The organism is Curtobacterium sp. MCBD17_013, assembly GCF_003234565.1.
In the GTDB taxonomy this organism is placed as follows: domain Bacteria; phylum Actinomycetota; class Actinomycetes; order Actinomycetales; family Microbacteriaceae; genus Curtobacterium.
In genome coordinates, this window is sequence record NZ_QKTU01000012.1 from 48,504 (window position 1) to 70,692 (window position 22,189).

Consider the following 22,189-nt stretch of genomic DNA (forward strand, 5'->3'; position numbering starts at 1 on the left):
AGGACACCATGGCCACCTTCGTCGACCACGTCACCCTGCACCTGACCGCGGGCAACGGCGGCAACGGCTGCGTCTCGGTCCGCCGCGAGAAGTTCAAGCCCCTCGCCGGGCCCGACGGCGGCAACGGCGGGAACGGCGGGGACATCGTCCTCGTCAGCGACCCGCAGGTCACGACCCTGCTCGGGTACCACCGGTCGCCCCACCGCTCCAGCCGGAACGGACAGCCCGGCATGGGCGACATGCGCAGCGGCACGAGCGGCGAGGAGCTCGACCTCCCGGTGCCCGTCGGCACCGTCGTGTACGACGAGCGTGGCGAGCAGATCGCCGACATGGACCGCCCGGGGATGCGCGTCGTCGTCGCGCAGGGCGGCCAGGGTGGCCTCGGCAACGCCGCCCTCGCCACACCGAAGCGCAAGGCCCCCGGGTTCGCGCTCCTCGGGACGCTCGGCGAGACCGGGGACGTCCGGCTCGAACTCAAGACCGTGGCCGACGTCGCCCTGGTCGGGTTCCCGTCCGCGGGCAAGTCGAGCCTGATCGCCGCGATCTCCGCCGCCAAGCCGAAGATCGCCGACTACCCCTTCACGACGCTCACCCCGAACCTCGGCGTCGTCGAGTCGGGATCGGTCCGGTTCACCGTCGCCGACGTCCCCGGCCTCATCGAGGGGGCGTCGGAGGGTCGCGGACTCGGCCTCGAGTTCCTCCGGCACGTCGAGCGGTGCAGCGCCCTGCTGCACGTGATCGACTGTGCGACGCTCGACCCCGGCCGTGACCCGATCAGCGACCTCGACGTCATCCTCCGCGAACTCGAGCGGTACCCCGTGCCGGCCGGTCAGACACCGCTGCTCGAGCGTCCCCAGCTCGTCGCCCTCAACAAGATCGACGTCCCCGACGCCCGCGAGCTCGCCGAGTTCGTGCGGCCGGAGCTCGAGTCGCGGGGCTACCGCGTGTTCGAGATCTCGACCGCGTCGCACGCTGGACTCCGTGAGCTGACCTTCGCCCTCGCGGACATCGTCGAGCAGGCCCGGGTCACGCAGGCCACCCAGCCCGAGCCCGAGCGGATCGTGCTCCGTCCCCGGGCGGTCGACCAGACCGAGTACACCGTCCGCGCCGAGGGTGGCGAGGAGCACCGGTTCTACCGGATCCGCGGGGCGAAGCCCGAGCGCTGGGTGCAGCAGACGGACTTCGACAACGAGGAAGCCATCGGCTACCTGGCGGACCGACTCGCCAAGCTCGGCGTCGAGGACGACCTCTTCAAGGCCGGCGCGGTGGCCGGTTCGACCGTCGTGATCGGCGGGGACGGCGGCATGGTCTTCGACTGGGAGCCGACACTCACCTCGACCGCCGAGCTCATCACGAGCGCACGCGGCACGGACTCCCGCCTCGACCTCAACCCCCGCCCGACCCGCGGTCAGCGCCGTGCGGAGTACTTCGAGCGCATGGACGCCAAGGCCGAGGCGCGCGCCGAGCTCGAGCGCGAGCGCGTCGCCGGACTCTGGGCGGACGACGACGACACCGAGCCGGACGCCGACTGACCGACCACGCCCGCCCCGAGCACCTGGCAGGACCACGACCCGACACGACAGGAGTGCCGCAGCGATGACCGACAGCACGACCACGCGCGCGGAGCCGACGCCCGTCCGGACCCGTGCCGACGTCCCGACCGCGCGCCGGATCGTCGTCAAGGTCGGCTCGTCCTCGATCAGCGGGGAGAACGCCGGGCAGATCGAACCCCTCGTCGACGCCCTCGCCGCCGCGCACGGCCGGGGCACCGAGGTCGTGCTCGTATCGTCGGGGGCGATCGCGACCGGGTTCCCGTACCTGGCGCTCGACGCCCGCCCCGACGACCTCGCGACGCAGCAGGCCGCCGCGGCCGTCGGGCAGAACGTCCTGGTGTACCGGTACCAGCGGAGCCTGCGCCGGTACGAGATCGTCGCCGGTCAGGTGCTCCTGACCGCCGGGGACCTGCAGAACCCCACGCACCGGGTCAACGCGCAGCGGGCGATGGACCGCCTGCTCGCGCTCCGGATCCTGCCGATCGTCAACGAGAACGACACCGTCGCCACGCACGAGATCCGGTTCGGGGACAACGACCGGTTGGCCGCCCTCGTCGCGCGGTTGCTCCGTGCCGACGTCCTCGTCCTCCTCTCGGACGTCGACGCGCTCTACACGAAGCCGCCGGAGCAGCCCGGCGCCGAGCGGATCGCGGAGGTCCCGTTCGGTGACGACCTCGCCGGCGTCACGTTCGGTTCGGTCGGCGTCGCAGGCGTGGGGACGGGGGGCGCGGGGACGAAGGTCGCGGCCGCCCGCCTCGCGGCCGAGGCCGGCACGAGCGTCCTCGTCACCGCGACCGCGCTCGTCGACCGCGCGCTCACGGGTGACGCGATCGGGACCTGGTTCGCCGCCGGACCGCAGGCGTAGCGCGGGTCGGTGGCACCGCCTCCCGTCGGTCGCCCCGTCTACAATCCGGGTATGGCAACCACCGCCGTCCACCCCACGCTCGTCGACAAGCTCGTCGCTGCGCGCGCGGCCTCACCGGCCCTCGTGACGGCGACCGCTGACGTCAAGAACGCCGCGCTCGGCGCGATCGCGGCGGCCGTGCGGTCGGCCACTGACGAGATCGTCGCGGCCAACGCCCGCGACCTCGAAGCGGGGGAGCAGGGCGGGCTCGCGCCGGGCCTCCTGGACCGCCTGCGGCTGGACCCCACGCGGATCGAGGCGCTGGCGTCCGCCGTCGAGCACGTCGCCACGCTGACCGACCCCGTCGGGCAGACCGTGCGCGGCTCGACCCTGCCGAACGGACTCCAGCTGACCGAGGTCCGCGTGCCGTTCGGGGTCGTCGGGGCGATCTACGAGGCACGGCCGAACGTCACCGTGGACATCGCCAGCCTCGCGCTCAAGAGCGGCAACGCGGTCGTGCTCCGCGGCGGCTCGGCGGCCGCCCGGACGAACGCCGTGCTCGTCGAGCGCATCCAGGACGCCGTGGCGACGGTGGGGCTGCCCGGCGCGCTCGTGCAGACCATCGACGAGTTCGGCCGCGACGGCGCGACGGAGCTCATGCGGGCGCGGGGGCTGGTCGACGTCCTCGTGCCTCGCGGCAGCGCCGGTCTCATCCAGACCGTCGTCACGGAGTCGCAGGTCCCGGTGATCGAGACCGGTGCGGGCGTCGTCCACGTGTTCCTGGACGCGTCGGCCCCCGAGGACTGGTCGGTCGACATCGTGCTCAACAGCAAGGTGCAGCGTCCGAGCGTCTGCAACGCCCTCGAGACGCTGCTCGTGCACCAGGACGCCGCACCGCGCCTCCTGCCCGTGGTGGCGGCGCGCCTCCTGGAGGCGGGGGTCACCCTGCGCGGTGACGACGCGACCCGCGCGCTCGTCCCGCAGGCGGTCCCCGTGACCGAGGAGGACTGGGGCACTGAATCGATGGCGCTCGACCTGTCCGTCCGGGTCGTGCCCGACCTCGACGCCGCGATCGCGCACATCGGCCGGTGGTCCACCCAGCACACGGAGTCGATCGTCACGAACGACCTCCGCAACGCGGACCGGTTCCTCGCCGAGGTCGATTCCGCAGTCGTCATGGTGAACGCCTCCACGCGGTTCACCGACGGCGGTGAGTTCGGGTTCGGGGCCGAGGTCGGGATCTCGACGCAGAAGCTGCACGCGCGAGGGCCGATGGGGCTGCCGGAGCTCACGAGCACGAAGTGGATCGTGCGCGGACACGGTCAGGTGCGCGGCTAGACTGGGGCGCGGCCACCGCCACACCCCATCGGAATGATCGGAGCGCCCATGATCCACCTGCTGCTCGCTGCCGGAGAACCCACCACGGCCGAGGTGCCCCGGTTCATCTTCCCGCTCGGTGCGGCCGCGGTGTTCACGTTCCTCGGGTTCGTGACCTGGAGCTTCCGCGACGTCGCCTACCGGCACAGCCACAAGTTCGACGCCACCCGGACCGACGAGACCGGCGTCGACGAGTTCGGCCACACGAAGATCTGACCCGCCGCCCGATGCTCGAGAGCACCGGTCGGCCGCGCATCGGTGTGATGGGCGGCACGTTCGACCCGATCCACCATGGTCACCTCGTGGCAGCGAGCGAGGTCGCGTCCTCGTTCGGTCTCGACGAGGTCGTGTTCGTCCCGACCGGCCAGCCCTACATGAAGTCCGACGTGTCGGACGCGGAGCACCGGTACCTCATGACGGTGATCGCCACCGCGTCCAACCCGATGTTCACGGTGAGCCGTGTCGACATCGACCGCCCCGGCCCCACGTACACGATCGACACCCTCCGTGACCTCCGCGACCAACGACCGGACGCCCAGTTCGTGTTCATCTCGGGCGCCGACGCCGTGGCCCAGATCCTCGACTGGAAGGACCACTCCGAACTCTGGGACCTCGCCCACTTCGTTGCTGTGACTCGGCCGGGACATGACCTGACCGTCACCGGATTGCCGGAGCGGGACGTAAGCTTGCTCGAGGTACCGGCACTGGCGATCTCGTCGACCGACTGCCGAAGCCGCGTGGGCCGAGGACATCCCGTGTGGTACTTGGTCCCGGACGGCGTCGTCCAGTACATCACCAAGCACCATCTGTATCGGAGCGTCGCATGAGTTCGTCCGACTCGCAGCCGCCCCTCACGCGGCGTCAGGCCCGAGAGCGCGAGCGTGCCGCCGAGACCGGTGCTCAGCCCGTGACGCCGGAGGCCGCCGTGGCCGCCGGCGTTCCCGCATCCGTCGCGTCTGCGGCCGATGGCCCGCGCAGCGTCGCGGTACCCTCGGCACCGCCCGCCGCCCCGACCGACCTGCCGCGCCGGCGTCCGGGTTCGCACGTCGCTCCCGCCGCGTCGGCACCAGCACAGGCCGCCGCGGTGCCGGTGCGGGGTGGTGTCGCCGATCAGGGCGCCGCGGAGCCCACGCAGCGCGCAGCCGTCCAACCGTCCCGCGCCGCTGACGCCGCCCCGCCCGCATCGGCCACCGAGATCGTCCCCGGCACCGGCATGACGCGGCGTCAGCTCCGCGCCCTGCGTGAGGCCGAGCAGCACCGTGACCAGGCACCCGTCCCGCTCCGGACGCCGTCACCCCAGTCGTCCGACCGCACCGTGGCGGACGTCCTCGGCGACGTCGCCGCGCTCGAGGGCCAGCGCATCGCCGCGGAGCACGACGAGCCCGCGCCGGACGCCGCGATCCTCCACCAGGCGACCGAGGCGGACGGTTCGCCCGACGCCATCGAGCCGCTCTCGGACGCCGTCGCCCACAGCGACGAGCCGCGGGTGCACCGGTCGACCTGGGCGCCGCCGGCACCGGAGCCCGACGCCCCGCTCCCCGAGGCCGAGCCGATCGTCGACATCGTCCCGGCCGGGGACGCCGGTGCGGTGCATGACGACGAGGCTGCGGGTGGTGACGACGCTGCCCGTGGCGACCGCGCTGAGCGTGGTGCCGGTGACGTCCCGGATGCCCGTGACGCCGGGGCAACGCGCCCGCGGTCCGCGTCCGGTGCCGCCGAGGGCATCGACGCGAGCACCGACGACGTGCTCGATCCGGCCCTCCCGGCGGCCTCGACGCCGAACGTGTTCCCCCTCGACCTCTCGGACGTGGCCGGATCGCCCGCCGCGCCCACCGCGGCCGACGCTCGTACGGAAGAACGGCGTCCGGCGTCACCCGCTTCGGCGGGTCGGGCCCGTCCCGCTGCCGCGCGTGGAGGAGCGACCCCGGAGCCGCCGGCCACGACCGGCACCATCGCGACGCCGACGGGCCACTGGTCCCGCCAGGCCGAGGCCGCGGACGAGCACCTGCACGATCCCCAGACCGGGCAGTCGCGGGCGACGCAGACGCAGACGAACGCGCTGATCCTGCCGAACTCGGCGCTCAGCGACGTCACGGGTGCCCTCAACGCCACGGGCGAGGTCATCATCACCGGGTCGATCGACCTGCCGAAGACCCTCGCCGCCACCGGGGCGCACACCCCGCACATCGACGGCGTCGAGGTCGATCGACTGCTCGAGCAGCACGACGCCGAGACCGCGACGAACGACGCGGTCCCCGTCCGGGCGAGCCGCGCGGTGTCGAGCCACACGTCGACCCGTGCGGTCGTGCTCGCCGCGGCGAAGCCGAAGCAGTCGCGGATGCCGACCGTGCTCGCGTACTCCGCGGCGAGCGTCGGGGTGGCCGGGGTCATCGCCGTCGTCGTGGCGATGTTCTCGCTCGGCGTCTTCTGAGCCGGGCCACCGGCGGGCGTTCGCTCTCCGCGGGAGCCGAGTCGGGCCTCCAGGCTGGTCCGTGTCGGAGGTGTCGCTTATGATCGACGGCATCGACGCCCACCCGGCGTCGAACGACCGAAGGAATCCGTGACCGCTTCCCCCCGAGCCCTCGAACTCACCCAGATCGCTGCCGCCGCGGCGGACGACAAGCAGGCCGAGGACCTCGTCGCCCTCGACGTGACGGGTCCGCTCCCACTGACCGACGTGTTCCTCCTGGCGAGTGGCCGGAACGAGCGCAACGTCCTCGCCATCGCGGACGAGGTCGAGGACCGCATGCTCCAGGCCGGTGCCAAGCCGCTCCGGCGCGAGGGGCGGAGCGAGGGTCGATGGGTCCTCCTGGACTTCGGCGACGTCGTCGTGCACGTCTTCCACGACGAGGACCGCCAGTACTACTCGCTCGAGCGCCTGTGGTCCGACTGCCCGAGCATCCCGCTCGAGGTCCCCGTCACCCACTGACCGTGGTCGGGCGGCCCTCGCAGATGGTGTACGCTTGACTGGTTGCTTCCGCACGGGGGCAACCGACCTGGGTCTGTGGCGCAGCTGGTAGCGCACCTGCATGGCATGCAGGGGGTCAGGGGTTCGAGTCCCCTCAGATCCACCATCACGACGAAGGCCCCGCTCCGGTGGGGCCTTCGTCGTCGAGCGGGCCGTCGCTGGTCGCGATCTCGGCCGGCGGTTCGGCGGGACACCGATAGCCTGGTCGGCATGAGCGCATCGCCGCGCACCGCGGACACCTCCAGTCAGCCCCTGTCGGGGACCGAATGCTCGATCAGCGCGGGGCCGTACACGGCCACGATCGCGTCGATCGGGGCGACGCTCCGGAGCCTCCGGTACGACGGCCGTGACGTCGTCGTGCCGTTCGACGCGGACGAGGTCCGTCCGGTGTTCCGCGGCGCCGTGCTCGCGCCGTGGCCCAACCGCGTCGTGGACGGCCGGTACTCGTTCGCGGGGCAGGACCACCTGCTCGCCCTGTCCGAGCCGGAGCGTGGCCACGCGTTGCACGGCCTCGTCGCGTGGGCCGACTTCGCCGTGGCTGAACGGGCCGACGACCGGGTGGTCCTCACCACCACCATCCCCGCGCAGCTCGGGTACCCGTTCCGGGTCGAGGTCGCGGTCACCCACCAGGTCGACGAGCAGGGCCTGCACACGACGATCACGGGGACGAACACCGGCCCCGACGCGGCGCCCTGGGGGACCGGGCCGCACCCGTACCTCGTCGCAGGCCCCGGGCACGTCGACGACTGGACCCTGCACCTGCCGGCGCAGCAGGTGCTCGAGGTGACGCCGGACCGACTGGTCCCGACGGCGTTGTCCCCGGTGGCGGACGTCGACGACGGTGTGTTCGACCTCCGGGTGCCGGAGCGGATCGGCTCGCGGTTCATCGACCATGCCTTCACCGGGTTCGACCGTGACGCGGACGGCACGGCGACCGTGCGGGTGACCGCCGCCGACGGCTCTGGCGTGCGGATGACCTTCGGCCCGGAGTGCCCCTGGGTGCAGGTGCACACCGCGGACCACGTCGTGCCCGAGTACCACCGTGTCGGCCTGGCGGTCGAACCGATGACCTGCGCCCCGGATGCGTTCAATGCCGGAGCCGAGCGGGGCCTCCTGGTCGTCGAACCGGGGGAGTCGGCCACGGCCTCCTGGACGATCACCGCGGTCTGACCGGGCGCGGAGGCGCCACGGCGACTCCGTTGGCGTGTCGTGGACGAGCGACGTACACTGCCGATTCGAACATGTGTTCGATGATCGGGAGGCGGTGGTCGCGGTGCCGGTGCGCGAGGCGCGAGTGGTGCGGGTGGGCACGACGGCGGCTGGCGTGCCCCGAGATCTCCTGTGGGACGGTGTCCGCTACCACGTGACCGACCGGCCGACCCGGTGGCGGGGCCGCCCGGACGAGTGGGACTTCGGACCGGGCGGCGGGGATGACGGTGCCCGCGATGCCCGGAACGACGGGCTTCCCGCGCTGTGGCGGTTCCAGGCCACGCCGCTCGACGCCGACGCGCCGAGCGTCGTCGTCGACGTCATCGGGACCGGTGGGGGCTGGGTGCTCCTCGGCGTCGTCCGGTAGCGGGGCCGTGTCCACCGTCGTGCCGACGACGATCCGGCGTCCACAGCGGATGTCGGACCCGGTTGACATGATCGAACACATGTTCGAACATGGGGCGATGCAGACGGCGGCGGCTCTCCTCGGAGAGCGGGGCGATCGGACACCGGCACCCGGTGCCCATGGTGCACGCGCGGTCCGACAACCGGACCACGTGGCCGAGGCGCGGGCGGCGCTGGAGCGCATCACGAGCCTCCGCTCCCGGATCGCGGACATGGAGGACACGCGGATCGACACCGGTGCGCTCCCGACGTCGCCTGCGCTCGCGCCGCTCCTACCGGGTGGCGCACTCCGGTCGGGGGCGGCCTACAGCGTGCACGAGTCGGTGCTGCTGGCGATGACCATGCTCCAGGCGGCGTCGGCGTCCGGCGCATGGTGCGCCGTGGTCGGTGTGCCGTCCTTCGGGGTCGAGGCCGCCGCGGCCTCCGGGATCGACCTGGAGCGGCTCGTGCTCGTGCCCGACCCGGGCGACCAGTGGCTGACGGTCACCGCGGCGCTGGCCGACGTCGCGACGATCGTGCTGACCCGACCGCTCGGGCGCGTCACCCCGGGCGACGTCGCTCGCCTCGGGGCACGGCTCCGGCAGCGGGGTGCCGCCCTCGTCGCGCTCGGCAGCTGGCCCGGTGCCGAGGCCTCGCTCCGGGTCACCGACTCCTCGTGGCAGGGCATCGGACGCGGGTTCGGGTACCTGTCGGAACGGCGGGCAACGGTCGTGGCGACCACTCGGGCCGGCGCTGGACGCCCACGCAGCGCCGAACTCCTGCTCCCCGCAGCGGACGGGACGGTCCAGCCGTCGGTGTCGGCGACCGCGAGCGGTGATCCGACCGGCACCCGGTCCCCGGTGGTCGTCACGACGGCCGGCGGAGACCGGGGAGCGCGTCCCGTGGCGGTGGCGTCGTGACCGGTGGAACGGTGGCCCTCGGGGCGGGGAGTCCGCCCGTCGAGGCCCCGCCCACCCGCACGATGGTCCTGTGGTGCCCGGACTGGCCCGTCCTCGCCGCTGCGGTGGCGTCCGGGGCGGACCCCGAGCGGCCGATCGCCCTCGTGGCCAAGGGGCTCGTGTACGCCTGTTCCGCGGCCGCTCGTCACGAGGGCGTCCTCCGCGGGCTGCGCATCCGCGAGGCCCAGGCCCGGTGCACGACGCTCGTGGTCCAGCAGTACGACGAGGCCCTCGACCACCGGGCGTTCGAGCCCGTCATCCGTGCGGTCGAGGGTGCCGTGCCCGGCGTGCACGTCCTGCGTCCGGGGACGCTCGCGATCCGCTCCCGGGGGCCGGCCCGCTACTACGGCGGGGAGCACCCGGCAGCGCTGACGCTCGCGGGCATCGCGGCCGACCACGGGGCGCCGGGCGTGCGGGTCGGCATCGCGGACACCCCGTTCGCGGCGGAGCAGGCGGCACGTGCCCGGACACGCGATGTCGAGCGGGTCCGCATCGTCCCCGAGGGTGCGTCGGCGGACTTCCTGGCACCGCTGCCGTTGTCGGTCCTCGGTCGCGACGACCTCGCGATGGTGCTCGGGCGGCTCGGGATCACGACGCTCGGTGCGTTCGCGCAGCTCACGGACGAGCAGGTGCGGGACCGGTTCGGGCCGGAGGGTGCGTTCCTGCACCGGCTCGCCGGAGGCCGTGACCCACGTGCGGTCACCGCCCGCGACGTCCCACCGGACCTGACCGTCGACGCCGCGTTCGAACCCCCGCTCGACCGTGCCGACCAGGTGGCGTTCGCGTTCCGTCGGTCCGCCGACACCTTCGCCGAGCGGCTCCGTGCGGCGGAGCTCGTGGCCACGACGATCCGCATCGAGATCACCGACGACCGTGGCGTCTGCCTCGACCGCACCTGGGCCCATCCGCGGTGGTTCGACCCCGCCGACGTCGTCGACCGCGTGCGGTGGCAGCTGCAGGGCGGTACGGACCCCACCGGGCTCGAGGCCCCCGTCGCCCACGTCCGGCTCGAGGCCGAGGCGGTCGACGCGGTCACGAACCACGAGCGTGGACTCTGGGGTTCCGGGCCGGACGAGCGGGTGCACCACGGCCTCGCCCGGATCCAGGGCATGGTCGGACACGACGGGGTCGTCACGGCACGCATCGCCGGCGGTCGGACCCTGGCGGAGCGCACGCTGTTCGTGCCGTGGGGGGACACCCCGGCAGGGGGCGAGCGCGCGGTCGCGGTCGCCCGTGCACGCCCGTGGCCCGGTCGGTTGCCCGGGCCCGCACCCGCGACGGTCCTCGACCGTCCTCGGCCCGTGGACGTCGTCGCCGCCGACGGCACCCCGGTCGACGTCGACGGGCGCAGCATCCTGACCGGTGAGCCGGACCGGTTCCGCGCCGAGGGGGACCGGGGCGGACGCTTCAGTGCGGTGGTCGCATGGGCGGGGCCATGGCCGCTCGTCGTGCGCTGGTGGGAGGCCGGGGGTCGCCGTCTGCACCGGATGCAGCTCGTCGACGCCGAGGGGCGCGCATGGACCGTCGTCCTGGCGGATGGCCGGTGGTGGGCCGAGGCGGTGGCGACCTGATGGGGTACAACAACCCACCGATCCCGTGGTCGGAGTTCGAGCGTGCGCTGTCGGACAAGCGCAGTCCCGGGGCAGCGCCTCCCGGTGACGGCGGTGACAGCCCGGCGTGGTCGCGCAAACGCGTCCCGTACACACCGGCGCCGGCCTCGATCGTGGACGACGGCCTGACGGTGCCGTACGCGGAGCTGCACGCGCACTCGACCTTCAGCTTCCTCGACGGTGCGAGCCCACCGGAGCACCTGTTCGAGGAAGCCGCACGCCTGCACCTGCACGGCCTCGCACTCACCGACCACGACGGCCTCTACGGGGCGGCGCGGATGGCCGAGGTCGCCGAGACCCACTCCGACATCCGGACGGTGTACGGCGCGGAACTCTCCCTCGGCCTGTCCGAACCGCAGAACGGCGTCGCCGACCCCGAGGGCACACATCTGCTCGTCCTCGCACGCGGGCAAGCGGGCTACCACCGACTGGCCGCCGCCATGACGAGCGCACACCTGTCGCCCGGTGCGGAGAAGGGCCGGCCCCGGTACGACCTCGACGACCTCGCAGAGCGGGCCGGTGACGCCTGGCACGTGCTCACGGGGTGCCGCAAGGGGACCGTCCGCGCCGCCCTCGAGACCGGGGGTGAGGACGCCGCCGAGCGGGCACTGCGGGACCTGCTCGACCGGTTCGGGCGCGAGCACGTCACCGTCGAGCTCATCGACCAGGGCGACCCGATGGACACGGCCCGCAACGACCTCCTGGCCGGACTGGCCGGGCGGTTCCGGTTGCCCGTCGTGGCCACCGGGAACGTGCACTACGCCACCCCGGACCGGTTCCGGGTCGCCACGGCGCTCGCGGCTGTCCGGGCACGCCGCAGCCTCGACGAACTCGACGGCTGGCTCCCCGCCGCCGACACGGCGCACCTGCGGTCCGGGGCCGAGATGAGCCGTCGGTTCGCCCGGTACCCCGGCGCCGTGGCGCGGAGTGTGGAGCTCGCCGACGACCTGTCGTTCCGGTTGCGGAGTGCCGCGCCGGGCCTCCCGGACCTCGACGTGCCCGACGGGCACACGCCCATGTCGTGGCTCCGCGACCTCGTCTGGCAGGGCGCCCGGCGGTTCTACCCGGGCTCGGCCGACGGGGTCGACCCGGTCAAGCGTGACCGCATCGAGCGTGAGCTGCACGTGATACAGGAGAAGGACTTCCCCGGGTACTTCTTGATCGTGCGGGATCTCGTGCAGTACGCGCGCAGTCGGGGGATCCTCTGCCAGGGCCGTGGGTCCGCCGCGAACTCGGCGGTCTGCTACCTGCTCGAGATCACGGCGGTCGACTCGATCCGGTACGGGCTGCCGTTCGAACGGTTCCTCTCGAGCATGCGCGACGAAGAGCCCGACATCGACGTCGACTTCGACTCCGACCGCCGCGAAGAAGTCATCCAGTACGTCTACGCCAAGTACGGCCGGTTCAACGCGGCGCAGGTCGCGAACGTGATCACCTACCGTCCGAAGGCCGCGGTGCGCGACATGGCGAAGGCGCTCGGGCACAGCCCGGGACAGCAGGACGCCTGGTCCAAGCAGGTGGAACGGTGGGGGTCGGTCACCGAGAGCACGGAGCACGACATCCCGGACGAGGTCGTCGGACTCGCGCGCGAGGTCCTCGGGTTCCCCCGGCACCTCGGCATCCACTCGGGCGGCATGGTGCTCACCGACCGACCCGTCGGCGAGGTCGTCCCCATCGAGCACGCCCGCATGGACGGCCGGACGGTCCTGCAGTGGGACAAGGACGACTGCGCCTTCATGGGGCTCGTCAAGTTCGACATGCTCGGCCTCGGCATGCTCGCGGCGCTGCAGTACGCGTTCGACCTCGCGGCCGACCACTGCGGTGAGCGCTGGGACATGCACGACATGCCGAAAGAGGAGCAGGGCGTCTACGACCAGCTGTGCCGGGCCGACACCGTCGGGGTGTTCCAGGTCGAGTCCCGGGCGCAGATGGGCACCCTGCCCCGGTTGTTACCGCGGCGGTTCTACGACCTCGTGATCGAGGTCGCGCTCGTGCGTCCCGGTCCGATCCAGGGCGGCGCCGTCCACCCCTACATCCGGCGGCGGACCGGGGAGGAGCCGATCACCTACCTGCATCCGGCACTCGAACCGGTGCTCGAGCGCACCCTCGGGGTGCCGCTGTTCCAGGAGCAGCTGATGCAGATGGCGATGACCGTGGGCGGGTGCTCGGGCGAGGACGCCGACCAGCTCCGCCGCGCCATGGGGTCGAAGCGGGGGCTGGTCCGGATCGAGGCGCTCCGCGACAAGCTCTACCGCGGCATGGCCTCGAACGGCATCGAGGGCGAGGACGCCGACGCCATCTACGCCAAGATCCAGGCGTTCGCGAACTTCGGCTTCGCGGAGAGCCACTCGATCAGCTTCGCGCTCATCGTCTACGCGAGTGCATGGATGCGGTTGCACTACCCGGGCGCGTTCCTGGCGGCACTGCTCCGGGCGCAGCCGATGGGGTTCTACTCGCCGCAGTCGCTCGTCGCGGACGCCCGACGCCACGGAGTGCAGGTGCGGCGCCCGGACATCCTGCGGTCGGGGGTCGACGCCACGCTCGAGGTCCTCGATCCCGACGCACCGCTCGGCGACGACGGACTGCCGCCACGGACCGGTTCGGACACCTGCCTGGCCCAGGAACAGGAGCCCGTCCGGCCGTTCGACCGGAGCACACCGTTCGACACGGACGACCACCGACGCGACGGTGCCTTCGCGGTCCGTCTCGGCCTGGTCGAGGTCACGTCCCTCGGCCGACGCAGTGCGGAGCGGATCGTCGCGGAGCGCGAGGCGAACGGCCCGTTCCGGGACATGTCCGACCTGGCTCGGCGGGTGGGGCTGACCACGGCGCAGCTCGAGGCGCTCGCTGCGGCGGACGCGTTCGCGTCGTTCGACATCGACCGTCGCAGCGGCATGTGGTCGGCGGCGCAGGCTGCGGCGGAACGCCCGGACCAGCTCCCCGACACGCAGGTGGTCGTGCAGCCGCCGCTGTTCGGGCAGCTCACCGACGGTGACGCCTTGATCGCGGACATCTGGTCGACGGGGCTGTCACCGGACGACCACCCGATCCGGCACGTGCGGCGGGATCTCGCCCGGCGGCGCGTGCTCAGCGTCGCGGAGCTCATGACGGCCGAGACCGGGCGGCGGATCGAGGTCGGCGGGGTCGTGACGCATCGACAGCGTCCCGCCACGGCGTCCGGGATCACCTTCATGAACGTCGAGGACGAGACCGGCCTCGTGAACGTGATCTGCAGCGTCGGCGTGTGGACACGGTTCCGTCGGGTCGCCCGCGAGGCACCGGCGCTCGTCGTGCGGGGGATCCTCGAGCGGTCACCCGACGGTGTGGTGAACGTCGTCGCGGACCACATGGAACGGTTGCCGCTCGCGGTCCGGACGCGCTCCCGCGACTTCCACTGACCGGGCGGCGAGCAGGGGGAGGGGCGAGCCGGGCGGGGTCAGACCGCGGGGACCCGCACCGTCACCTCGAGGCCGCCGGACCGGACGTTGCGGAGGCTCGCCGTGCCTCCTGCGCGCTCGGCGATGGCGCGGACGATCGCGAGTCCGAGGCCCGAGCCGCCGGGCGAGGGATGCACGGACCGTCGGGCGGCGTCGGGGCGGGTGAAGCGGTCGAACGCGACGGGGACGAACGCGTCCGGGACGCCTGGCCCGTCGTCGGTGACCTGGAGCACGCCCTGCCCTGCCTCCGCGCGCCAGGTGACGACGATGCCGCCCCCGGGTTCGAGCGCGGCGACGGCGTTGCCCGCGATGTTCGTGACGAGCTGCGCCATGCCGCTCGTGTCGAGCCGGTAGCGCGGTTCGACGGTGCCGCCGCCGATGCCCGGCCCGGACCCGCCGACGGCGATCGGGGGTTCGAGCTCGAAGTCGACGGTGATGTCCTTGGCGCCCGCGATGAGCCGGACGCGGTCGACGGCGGACATGACCTCGTCGCCGAGGTCCGTCCAGCTCGTCGTGCGCGCCACCTCGTCGGCCTGGGCCTCGGTCTCCTCGACGCGGGACAGCGTGAGCAGGTCGTTCGCGAGCCGGGACAGCCGCGCGACGTTCTGCTTGGCGCGGTCGATGTGTCCCGCGAGCGCGTCGGCGTCGCCGGTGTCGAGCGACGCGAGGTCGAGCTGCGTCGTCAGGATCGCCAGCGGGGTCCGGAGTTCGTGGCTCGCGTCCGAGACCATCTGCCGTTCCCGTTCCGTGGCCTGCCGGGTCCGGGCGAGGAACGCGTTGAGCGTCGTCGCGAGCGAGGACAGCTCGTCCTGCGCGGGGCCGACGGGGAGCTCGGCCCGGTCGGTGGTGCCCCGGAGCCGTTCGGCCTCGCGGCGCATCTGGGCGACGGGCCGGAGCGCCACGGTCGCCAGGATCCACGACGCGATCCCGAACGCCACGAGGATCACGAGCCCGAGCACGCCGAGCGTCTCGGTGAGGTCGTCCACGACGATGCGCTCGGACTGCGCGTTGCGGGCGGCGACGACCGTCCACCGGCCGGCGTCGTTCGTGACGTGCTCGACGACGACGCGGTACTCCGAGCGGTCGACGGTGATCGACGAGGTCCGGGCGCTCGCGGTGGACAGGGATCGGATCTCGTGTTCGAAGCTCCGTGGCATGGTCGTCAACTCGAGCTGCCCGGTCGGCGACACGACGGCGACCAGCTGACCGTTGCCGGGACTCCCGAGGTCGGGCGAGCTGTCGACCTCGAGCGCGGCGATGTAGGGGTCCGCGTCGGCGACGAGCAGGGTCGTGGTGGCGCTCGCGACGACGGAGATCACCTGGAGCCGGACGACGACGACGAGCAGGACGATGACGATGGCCGCGATCGCGGTGCTGCCGATGGTGATCCGTGCGCGGAGCGACAGCAGACGGAGCGGCCGGAACACGGCGGGGAGGACCGGTTCAGGCCCCGACGCTGTCGAGGCGGTACCCGCGACCGCGCACGGTCGTGATGGCGACCGACGCGTCGTGCGCGGAGAGCTTCTTGCGGAGGTACGAGATGTACTGCTCGACGACGTTCGGGTCGACGTGCTGGCTGCCGTCCCAGACCTCCTCGAGGATCTTGGGCCGGTCCACCACGCTCCCGGCGGAGCGGGCGAGCAGCCGGAGGAGCGCGAACTCGGTCGGGCTCATCGCCACGCGTTGGCCCTGCACGACGACGCGTCGTGCCTCGGAGTCGATGGCGACGTCGGCGACCTCGATGGTCCGAGGTGCGCCAGCCACCTCGCGCCGGCCGAGGGCCCGCAGGCGCGCGGTGAGCTCGGCGAACGCGAACGGCTTCGTGAGGTAGTCGTCGGCACCGGAGTCGAGGCCGTACACGCGGTCGTCGACGGCGTCCCGCGCGGTGACGAGGAGGATCCGCATCGGGTCCTCGCGCTCGCGGATGCGGCGGCTCAGCTCGAAGCCGGACATGCCGGGCATCATGACGTCGACCACGGCGAGGTCGTACGCCTGCTCGCCGAGCGCGATGAGCGCCTCCACGCCGTTCTCGACGGCGGTGACCCGGTAGCCCTCGGCCGCGAGTCCCCGTTCGAGGAGCGCGCGCATCTCGTCGTCGTCCTCCACCACCAGCAGCCGCATGTCCTGACCTCCTCGGGCCATGGTGGCACTCCGCGCTGCGGGGCGTGCGGCGTTCCCCGTGGTGTCGCTGAATCTCGTCACAGCGTCGGTGCGGGCCGCCGCGCCGGTGGACGGCCGGGAGGCCCGATCCGCGTCCGTCACGTCCACTCCGCGCATCGTCGGGCGACCGGTCCGCACATCCTCGGCACACATCGCGCACGCAGCGTCCGCACGTTGCTACGCTGCGGCGACGACGTGCGCTCGGCGCCGTCGACGTCGCACCCCGGGGTGCGACGGGGGGAGCGGGAGACGGGGGGCCGTGGTGACGGGGGACGAAGCGTCGGTGGGGCCGACGGAGGACGAGCGTGTCGACGACCGGTTCGCCGGCGACCGACTCGTGGACGACGGGTGGGGGGAGGCCCTCCACCCGGCGGTGCGCCGATTACGACTCGAACTGCGCGCGGCGTGGCGGGTGATGACGGGGCTCCAGGAACTCGCGGCGCCGCACCGGGCGCGGGCGCTCGCGGACCTGCGGGCGGGCCTCCCGGACGTCGCGGGCCGAGCGGGGCGCGCCGACGCGGTCGCGGCGCTCGCGGAGATCCGGGCGGCGGCGCGCCATCACACCGGCCCGGTGGCCGACGCGGCCGTCGGGGATGCGTGGGACGAGCTCATCCGCACGGCGCTCGCCGCGGCGACCGCGACGGCGACCTGCTCGGAGCGGTGCGCGGACCCGCTGCGCTGACCGGGCCGACGCGGCGTCGGGTCAGGCCCCCTCGCCGAGGAGTTCCTCGCGCACGCGGCGGACGTCCTCGAGCAACGACCCGATGAGGATCCAGTGGTCCTCGTTCGGCCGGAGCACGACGACCGGGGCTGTGAGCGTCGGCGAGGCGGGATCCTCGGCGATCGGCCGCTGATCGGCAGCGGCGAAGGCCCGGACCTCGGCGGCGATCCGTGCGACCTCGGTGGCGATGCGGCCGATCGCGCGGTCCTCGACGAGGTCGGGCGCGACGTTGTCCCGGATCGCCCGGGTCATCCCGATCACGCGGGTGACGATCACGGCGAGGTGCCCGGCGATCTCCATGTCGCGCTCGAGGATCGTCCGGTGGCGCCCGCCGCGCGGGTTCATCGTCAGGCTCTCCCGCGCGGCGGCCAGCGCGGCGTCGGAGCGGGCCTGCGCCTGCCGCAGCGTCCGCGCGGTGGCGAGGTCGGCCTCCCACCCGGTGCGGTCCCGGCCCTCGGTGAGTCCCACGGCGATGCGCTCGAACGCCGATGCGGTGTCCCGCGCGAGACGGGCGACCGCCAGGTGCGCGGGCTGGAGCAGCACGGGCGGCACGATGAGCGCGTTCACGGCGAGGGCGACGAGGGCGCCGATGACGGTCTCGATGATCCGGTCGACGGCGTAGTGCGGCGTGGTCGCGCCGGTCGACAGGACGAGCATCGCGCTGATCGGGATCTGCGTCGACGAACCGGGCGTGAGCCGGAGCGTCCACGCCAGGAGGATCGCCAGGACGATCACGAGCAGCACGATCCACGTGTTGTCACCGAGCAGCAGGTGGAGCGCGGTGGCGAGCAGCACGCCGAGCACCACTCCGGCGCTGCGTTCCAGGCCGCGGACGAACGACTGGTTGACGCTCGGCTGCACGACGAGCAGCGCGGCGATCGCGGCGAAGATCGGGTACTCCGAGTTGAGCAGCGCCGTGCAGAGCACCCAGGCGGCGATCGTGGCGACCGCGGTCTTGACGACCTGCAGGAACGGCGTCCGCGTCGCCTGACGGAGACGCGCGACGGGGTTCACGGTCCGAGGCTACCGAGCGCCGCTCCCGGCGTATCGATGCGGGACACGGTTGACTGGGCGCGTGTGGCCCGACCATGATCGCGTGCTCCCCGAGGCGTTCGCCGGTTCGGGGACGACGGTGCTGTCCGCGCGCGCACACTCGGTCGAGCCGTCGGGCAACGGGTACCTGTACGGCTACGAGGTCGACACCGTCGACGCCGCCGGGGCACGGGCGACGGTGCTCACCTACGTCGACACGGGCGGCGGCCACGACCAGCACTCCGCCGTCGTGCTCGACCCCGTGACCGGCGACGCCGTGTCGGTGTGGGCCTACCCGAACGACCCGGGCCTCCCGGTGTTGCCGCACGTGACCTACCGGGACGCGGTGGCGGAGCTGTTGACCGCCGCGGGCATGCCCGTCACCGCACCGACGCTCACGGTCGCGGCGTACCGACCCGGCAAACGCGCGGTGGTCCGCGTCGACTCGCCCCAGGGCACGGTGTTCCTCAAGGTCGTGCGACCACACCGCGTCACCCCGATCGTCCGGACGCACGAGCAGTTCGTGGCGGCCGGACTCCCGGTGCCGCGCGTGCTGTCGTCCCGCGGTGACGGTCTGCTCGTGCTCGAGCGCGTCCGAGGCGTCCCCGCGGGCAGTCGCATCCTCGAGATCGCGGACGATCCCCGGTTCATCGCGTCGCTCGCCGCACTGACCGGCCGGATCGCCACGGTCCGGCTGACGCAGCAGGCGCGTGCGGACGCGATGGACCACGCGGACTGGCACCGGCGCACACTCGTGTCCGCGCTGCCGGGGGAGGCCGAGGAGATCGACCGACTGTACGACGCGATCGGGCGGCGCTCGATCGGGTGGTCGACGTCCGACCGTCAGGTGGTGCACGGTGACCTGCACCTCGAGCAGATCTTCGTCGACGAGCATGAGCCGTGGCGGATCTCCGGCCTGCTCGACATCGACACCGCCGGGTGGGGGTACCCGGTCCGGGACGTCGGCGCCGTCGTCGCACACCTCGTCGTGACGGGCCTCTGGCACCGGTCGCGCGGGGACGCCGAACGGGGCGCCGCTGCCGAACGGCTCGCCGACGCGATCGCGCGGGACTGGGTTCGACGCAACCCGGACGGCGCCGAGCGCATCGGACCCGCCATCGGCTCGCAACTCCTCGCTCACGCGGGTGGCCAGGCGACGACCGGGTCGGCGAACGGGATCGCGACGGCGGAGCAGCTCCTCGCCGCGACCCGTGCCGCGCTCACCGCACCGGCGGCGACGCTGCCCGCCCCGGGGCCCGGTCTGCGGCCACGGTCCGCACCCGGTCGCGGGTCCTGAGGCGAGGCCTCCCGGGGCTCCCACATGGTGCGGGGGAGGTGCGGTGCACTAGACTGGCTGCGCACGCGCCGTGCGCCGCACGCCGTCCCGATTCCGGGGGCGGCCCACCCGGTTCCGGGGGCGGTCACGTGTCCCGGCCCCCCGGAGTCGGGACGCGACGGCGGTGACCCGACATCCGTGCGGCGTCGCGAGCGTGTGACAGTTCATGGAGGGGCACCCACCCGGTCTCCTGATCGGTACCGGCCCGGCGCGTCGAACAGGCTCGCCCCGGGCCACGTCCGGTCGTGTCGCACGGGTGTCCGGAACGACGGCCGCGCGCGGTCCGTCACGAGACGTACCGGCGGACACCGTCGGGGACTCCCGTCGATCGGGAGACAGGAGGAGCGTTGGCTCGATCAGGCATCAGGCGAGCGGCCGGCGGCGTGCGGTCCGCACCCCGTCGCACGCGACCCGTCGACAACGAGGGGCTCATCCCCGTGCTCGCCCGCGCCGTACGGGAGGTCGAGGCGGCGGCCCAGCGTGGGGCGCTCCGCCCCTCGAACCGCACGAAGTTCCAGGCCGTCGCACAGCTGATGCGCGAGGAGCGCGCCCGCGTCAAGGCGGACGCCGACCTGACCGACGCGCAGCGCGCCGAACAGCTCAAGCGGCTCGACGGCGTCGCCACCATCCTCGCCAAGACCGCGGCCCGCGACACGAGCGTCATCCAGCTCCTCGCCGAGGACGCCCCCGTCTCCGAGTCGACGCGGACCGTCAAGCGGGACATGATGATCGCCGCGGGCATGGAGCTCGCGCCCGAGGAGCTCGTCATCGCCGCCGAGCCGACCTCGCCGGTCGAGGCCCCGGAGCGGGCCGTCGTGCCGCAGCAGGTCGTCGCCCGGCAGCTGGCGAACCCGTTCCTCCCGCCGGACTTCTCGCTCGCCGAGGCCCCCGTCGCGCACCCGCGGCGCCTCGCGAACTGGGAGCTGTTCGGCCCGCTGTTCAAGTCGTTCGAGTACGGCGCGGGCGGGGGTGTGGCGTCGATGCCGCTCCCGGAGCCCACGACCCTCCGGACCCCCGCGGGTGCCGAACTCATGAAGCACCAGGCGGAGCTGGTCGCGTCGGCGGCGCAGGGGCACCGCACGTTCCTGCTCGCCGACGAGCCGGGCCTCGGCAAGACGGCGCAGTCGCTCCTCGCCGCGGACGCCGCGAACGCGTTCCCGCTCCTCGTCGTGGTCCCGAACGTCGTCAAGACGAACTGGATGCGCGAGGCCCAGCGGTGGGTGCCGAACCGATCCGTCACGGTGCTGCACGGGGACGGCGAGGACATGGACGGCTTCGCCGACGTCATCGTCGTCAACTACGAGATCCTCGACCGCCACGTGGGCTGGCTCGGCGCGCTCGGGTTCCGGGGCATGGTGGTCGACGAGGCGCACTTCATCAAGAACAAGGAGTCCCAGCGCTCCCGGTTCGTGCTGCAGCTCGCCGAGCGCATCCGCGAGCGCATGGCCCGGCCGCTCCTCATGGCGCTCACCGGCACCCCGCTCATCAACAGCGTCGAGGACTTCCGGACGATCTGGCAGTTCCTCGGCTGGATCGACGACAAGAAGCCCCGCGCCGAACTCATGAACGCCCTCGAGGACATCGGGCTGACCCCGGCCGAGCCCGGTTTCTTCGTGGAGGCCCGTCGCGCCGTCATCGAGATGGGGATCGTCCGACGCCGCAAGGTCGACGTCGCGGCGGACATCCCCGCGCGCCGGATCGCGGACATCCCCGTCGAACTCGACGACGAGGTCGGCCGGTCGATCCGCGACGCCGAGCGCGAGCTGACCGCGAAGCTCGTCGCCCGCTACCACCAGGCGCTCGCCGCCCGCACCGGCCAGGCCCCGGTCGAGGGCATCGACCACAAGCTCGTCCGCCAGGTCGCGCGGTGGGAGCTCGAGGACCAGGACGCCACGACGACCGGCGAGAACGTGTTCTCGATGGTCCGGCGCATCGGTCGTGCCAAGGCCCAGCTCGCGGCGGACTACGCGGCGCAGCTCGCGTCGAACGTCGGCAAGGTCGTGTTCTTCGCCAAGCACCTCGACGTCATGGACCAGGCGGAAGAGGTCTTCGCGCGCCGTGGCCTGCGGACCGCGACCGTCCGCGGCGAGCAGTCGACGGCGCAGCGCACGGCCGAGATCGACGCCTTCGTCAACGACCCGGACGTCGCGGTGATCGTCTGCTCGCTCACCGCGGCCGGCGTCGGCCTCAACCTGCAGGTCGCGTCGAACGTCGTCCTCGCGGAGCTGTCGTGGACGAGCGCCGAGCAGACGCAGGCGATCGACCGCGTGCACCGCATCGGACAAGAGGAGCCCGTCACGGCGTGGCGGATCATCGCGGCCCAGACGATCGACACGAAGATCGCCGAGCTCATCGACAGCAAGGCGGGGCTCGCCGCGCGGGCGCTCGACGGCTCGGACGAGGAGCTCGTCGACTCGGGCGACATCCAGCTCGACGCGATGGCGGCCATGCTCACGGACGCGCTCGAGGGGCGCTGACCCCGTCGCCGGCCGCCCGCGGTCGACGCGCCCGGCGCGGGAACGGCCCCGGAGACCACTGGTCTCCGGGGCCGTTCCCGTGCGGGTGGATCAGGTCGCGTCGCCGAGGCGTCCGCCTCCAC

General features: G+C 73.1%; 18 protein-coding genes and 1 tRNA gene. 16 read left to right on the top strand and 3 right to left on the bottom strand.

The features are described 5' to 3' along the window. Positions 1-8: 8 nt before the first annotated feature. The 13 genes from obgE to DEI81_RS12565 all read left to right on the top strand — a co-directional run bounded on the left by obgE (position 9) and on the right by DEI81_RS12565 (position 14,302). Positions 9-1,532: a GTPase ObgE gene (obgE, locus tag DEI81_RS12505; RefSeq protein ID WP_111011051.1), complete on the top strand. Its 1,524-nt coding sequence runs from the start codon at positions 9-11 to the stop codon at positions 1,530-1,532. Positions 1,533-1,596: 64 nt separating this feature from the next. Beyond that, complete coding sequence (proB, locus tag DEI81_RS12510) at positions 1,597-2,418, top strand: glutamate 5-kinase (RefSeq protein ID WP_111011052.1); 822 nt, start codon at positions 1,597-1,599, stop codon at positions 2,416-2,418. Between the two features lie 51 nt (positions 2,419-2,469). Continuing rightward, entirely contained in the window at positions 2,470-3,735 is a 1,266-nt protein-coding gene (locus DEI81_RS12515; RefSeq protein ID WP_111011053.1) for a glutamate-5-semialdehyde dehydrogenase, read from the top strand. Positions 3,736-3,783: 48 nt separating this feature from the next. After that, positions 3,784-3,990: a hypothetical protein gene (locus DEI81_RS12520; RefSeq protein WP_111011054.1), complete on the top strand. Its 207-nt coding sequence runs from the start codon at positions 3,784-3,786 to the stop codon at positions 3,988-3,990. 11 nt (positions 3,991-4,001) lie between these two features. Next, entirely contained in the window at positions 4,002-4,601 is a 600-nt protein-coding gene (gene nadD / locus DEI81_RS12525) for a nicotinate-nucleotide adenylyltransferase (RefSeq protein ID WP_111011055.1), read from the top strand. Then, complete coding sequence (locus tag DEI81_RS12530; RefSeq protein WP_111011056.1) at positions 4,598-6,205, top strand: hypothetical protein; 1,608 nt, start codon at positions 4,598-4,600, stop codon at positions 6,203-6,205. Before nadD ends, DEI81_RS12530 begins: the two co-directional genes overlap by 4 nt. 129 nt (positions 6,206-6,334) lie before the next feature. Next, on the top strand, positions 6,335-6,703 hold the full coding sequence (rsfS, locus tag DEI81_RS12535) for a ribosome silencing factor (protein ID WP_111011057.1): 369 nt from the start codon (positions 6,335-6,337) through the stop codon (positions 6,701-6,703). Between the two features lie 69 nt (positions 6,704-6,772). Next, a tRNA-Ala gene (locus DEI81_RS12540) sits at positions 6,773-6,848 on the top strand. A 104-nt stretch (positions 6,849-6,952) separates the two neighbouring features. Beyond that, positions 6,953-7,912 carry an aldose 1-epimerase family protein gene (locus tag DEI81_RS12545; protein WP_181435413.1) on the top strand — a complete coding sequence of 320 codons (960 nt, stop codon included), beginning with the start codon at positions 6,953-6,955 and terminating at the stop codon, positions 7,910-7,912. Positions 7,913-7,985: 73 nt separating this feature from the next. Then, positions 7,986-8,318, top strand: coding sequence for a hypothetical protein (locus tag DEI81_RS12550; RefSeq protein WP_111011059.1), 333 nt, complete (start codon positions 7,986-7,988; stop codon positions 8,316-8,318). Between the two features lie 190 nt (positions 8,319-8,508). Next, complete coding sequence (locus DEI81_RS12555; RefSeq protein ID WP_181436036.1) at positions 8,509-9,255, top strand: hypothetical protein; 747 nt, start codon at positions 8,509-8,511, stop codon at positions 9,253-9,255. Further along, positions 9,252-10,865, top strand: a complete 1,614-nt coding sequence (locus DEI81_RS12560) for a DNA polymerase Y family protein (protein WP_309146675.1) — start codon at positions 9,252-9,254, stop codon at positions 10,863-10,865. Before DEI81_RS12555 ends, DEI81_RS12560 begins: the two co-directional genes overlap by 4 nt. Continuing rightward, positions 10,865-14,302: an error-prone DNA polymerase gene (locus DEI81_RS12565; protein WP_111011085.1), complete on the top strand. Its 3,438-nt coding sequence runs from the start codon at positions 10,865-10,867 to the stop codon at positions 14,300-14,302. The genes DEI81_RS12560 and DEI81_RS12565 overlap by 1 nt, the downstream gene beginning before the upstream one ends. 38 nt (positions 14,303-14,340) lie before the next feature. Here the strand turns inward: DEI81_RS12565 and DEI81_RS12570 are convergent, their stop codons facing one another. Together DEI81_RS12570 and DEI81_RS12575 are read right to left on the bottom strand one after the other, a co-directional pair. Further along, positions 14,341-15,768: a cell wall metabolism sensor histidine kinase WalK gene (locus DEI81_RS12570; RefSeq protein ID WP_111011060.1), complete on the bottom strand. Its 1,428-nt coding sequence runs from the start codon at positions 15,766-15,768 to the stop codon at positions 14,341-14,343. Positions 15,769-15,784: 16 nt separating this feature from the next. Then, complete coding sequence (locus DEI81_RS12575; RefSeq protein ID WP_111011061.1) at positions 15,785-16,462, bottom strand: response regulator transcription factor; 678 nt, start codon at positions 16,460-16,462, stop codon at positions 15,785-15,787. A gap of 322 nt (positions 16,463-16,784) precedes the next feature. Here DEI81_RS12575 and DEI81_RS12580 point away from each other — a divergent pair, with 322 nt between their 5' ends. Beyond that, positions 16,785-17,183 (top strand): hypothetical protein, encoded by a 399-nt coding sequence (locus tag DEI81_RS12580; RefSeq protein ID WP_111011062.1) that lies wholly within the window; start codon positions 16,785-16,787, stop codon positions 17,181-17,183. Positions 17,184-17,204: 21 nt separating this feature from the next. On the opposite strand, the gene DEI81_RS12585 is transcribed toward DEI81_RS12580, so the two are convergent. Beyond that, on the bottom strand, positions 17,205-18,236 hold the full coding sequence (locus tag DEI81_RS12585; RefSeq protein ID WP_111011063.1) for an aromatic acid exporter family protein: 1,032 nt from the start codon (positions 18,234-18,236) through the stop codon (positions 17,205-17,207). Between the two features lie 82 nt (positions 18,237-18,318). Here DEI81_RS12585 and DEI81_RS12590 point away from each other — a divergent pair, with 82 nt between their 5' ends. Together DEI81_RS12590 and DEI81_RS12595 are read left to right on the top strand one after the other, a co-directional pair. Then, entirely contained in the window at positions 18,319-19,551 is a 1,233-nt protein-coding gene (locus DEI81_RS12590) for a phosphotransferase enzyme family protein (RefSeq protein ID WP_111011064.1), read from the top strand. A 386-nt stretch (positions 19,552-19,937) separates the two neighbouring features. After that, a complete protein-coding gene (locus tag DEI81_RS12595) occupies positions 19,938-22,067 on the top strand; it encodes a DEAD/DEAH box helicase (protein WP_111011065.1) in 2,130 nt (709 codons plus the stop codon). The last annotated feature ends 122 nt before the right edge of the window (positions 22,068-22,189 follow it).

Bases quoted from the DNA above. Each gene is read 5' to 3' on its own strand.
- proB (WP_111011052.1), top strand. From the start codon at position 1,597: ATGACCGACAGCACGACCACGCGCGCGGAGCCGACGCCCGTCCGGACC.
- DEI81_RS12575 (WP_111011061.1), bottom strand. From the start codon at position 16,462: ATGCGGCTGCTGGTGGTGGAGGACGACGACGAGATGCGCGCGCTCCTC.
- DEI81_RS12530 (WP_111011056.1), top strand. From the start codon at position 4,598: ATGAGTTCGTCCGACTCGCAGCCGCCCCTCACGCGGCGTCAGGCCCGA.
- obgE (WP_111011051.1), top strand. From the start codon at position 9: ATGGCCACCTTCGTCGACCACGTCACCCTGCACCTGACCGCGGGCAAC.
- nadD (WP_111011055.1), top strand. From the start codon at position 4,002: ATGCTCGAGAGCACCGGTCGGCCGCGCATCGGTGTGATGGGCGGCACG.
- DEI81_RS12565 (WP_111011085.1), top strand. From the start codon at position 10,865: ATGGGGTACAACAACCCACCGATCCCGTGGTCGGAGTTCGAGCGTGCG.
- DEI81_RS12520 (WP_111011054.1), top strand. From the start codon at position 3,784: ATGATCCACCTGCTGCTCGCTGCCGGAGAACCCACCACGGCCGAGGTG.
- DEI81_RS12545 (WP_181435413.1), top strand. From the start codon at position 6,953: ATGAGCGCATCGCCGCGCACCGCGGACACCTCCAGTCAGCCCCTGTCG.
- DEI81_RS12515 (WP_111011053.1), top strand. From the start codon at position 2,470: ATGGCAACCACCGCCGTCCACCCCACGCTCGTCGACAAGCTCGTCGCT.